Annotated in this window: 1 protein-coding gene; it reads right to left on the reverse strand. The window is 35.2% G+C overall.

Annotation, left to right across the window (positions count from 1 at the left end):
- Window positions 1-12 precede the first annotated feature (12 nt).
- On the reverse strand, window positions 13-1,557 hold the full coding sequence (locus tag U0839_RS08715; protein WP_122123136.1) for a phosphoenolpyruvate carboxykinase: 1,545 nt from the start codon (window positions 1,555-1,557) through the stop codon (window positions 13-15).
- Window positions 1,558-1,884 lie beyond the last annotated feature (327 nt).

Raw genomic sequence — 1,884 nt, forward strand, 5'->3', positions numbered from 1 at the left:
AAAAACTATTATCTAATATTTTAATTTGGGTCCTGCTTGATAGATAGTTTCAGAGACGTTAAATTTTTTGAAATTATCAATAAATTGTTGCGCTAAATTTTGTGCGGCTTGATCATAAGCTTGTGGATCTTTCCAACAGTTGCGTGGATTTAGAATTTTATTTTCAACATTAGGTATTGCAGTGGGAATATCCAGATTCATAATTTCAAGATGCTCTGTTTTTGTTTCGTTAATAAGGCCATTTTGTATCGCATGGATAATTGCTCTCGTTGTTGGAATTTTGAACCTTTTACCTACACCATAACCACCTCCTGTCCATCCTGTATTAACCAAATAAACATGCGAATGAAAATTCTTAATTCGTTTGATTAAAAGTTCTGCATAGACTTGTGGTGGACGTGGAAAAAAAGGTGCACCAAAACATGTTGAGAATGTGGATTTGATTCCTGAACCGGATCCTATTTCCGTTGATCCAACCAATGCGGTGTATCCAGAAAGAAAATGGTATGCAGCTTGTTCATGATTTAGAATGGCAACAGGTGGCAAGACGCCGGTTAAATCACAAGTCAAAAAGATAATTGCATTAGGTTCGCCCCCTTTGTTATTTTTTGCCCGTTTCACAATGAAATCACGAGGGTAGCAAGCTCTTGTATTCTGAGTGAATTGTTCATCATTGTAATCAGGCTCACGTGTCGCTTTATCTAATACGACATTTTCAAGAACACTTCCAAAACGGATGGCTCGCCAGATAACGGGCTCATTTTTTTCACTAAGATGAATACATTTTGCATAGCATCCTCCTTCAATATTAAAAACTGTTCCTGCACCCCAACCATGTTCATCATCTCCAATCAGGTAACGGTGTTCATCGGCTGAAAGTGTTGTTTTACCTGTTCCTGACAATCCAAAAAACAAAGTTACATCATCTTTTTCGCCAACATTTGCTGCACAATGCATGGGTAAAACGTCTTGTTCAGGCAAAAGAAAATTTTGCACAGAGAACATGGCTTTTTTCATTTCCCCGGCATAAGGCATTCCTGCAAGTAAAACTTTTTTTTGAGAAATGTTAATGATGACAGTTCCCTCAGAATTGGTACCGTCTCGTTCAGGATTGCACTTGAAACCGGGAGCGTTGATAATTTGCCATTCAGAAAGTTGTTTTGGATTATAAATATCAGGATTGATGAAAAGGCATCTTCCAAACACGTTATGCCAGGCGGTTTCGGTAATCATTTTGACGGGTAGATAATAATTTTGATCAGACCCGACATGAACATGAGAAATGAAACATGCTTGTCGATTGATATAATCCTCGACATGTTTCCATAAGGTGTCAAATTTATTTTCGGAATAAGGTTGGTTAATTTTACCCCAATTAATCGCATTTTCTGTTATGGCTTCTTTAACGATAAAACGATCAGCCGGGGACCGTCCGGTTCGTTTGCCCGTTTTTACTGTTAACGCACCATTAGCGGCCAATTTTCCCTCATTGCGTTGAATGGCTAACTCAACAAGTTCTGCGATGCTAATATCTGTATAATGTTTAACGTGATTCATTCAATATTTCCAACGGCATTATCAGGTTTAAAGATAAAATTATGAATTATATGCAGTCGGTTGTTTAATCACATATATGCTATTATTTATCTATTTAAATTATCAAAAAGGGTTTGTCATGATTATAATTGTTAAAATTCTTGATCAGGATCGTTATTTTTGGAAAAAGCATATGAATGTATTCAAGGGTTATTGAAGAACGATACTAATAGATCCTTTTATCTGGTTAAATCAATATTTATTTAAAAAAATATTATTCTGATTTTATTATCACTTAAATTTGAATATAATTACGAAATTATATCGATTTTTTTTCAAAAAAATTTC

Origin of the sequence: Commensalibacter sp. A3DC, assembly GCF_047307945.1 — a bacterium.
Classification (GTDB): Bacteria; Pseudomonadota; Alphaproteobacteria; order Acetobacterales; family Acetobacteraceae; genus Commensalibacter; species Commensalibacter melissae.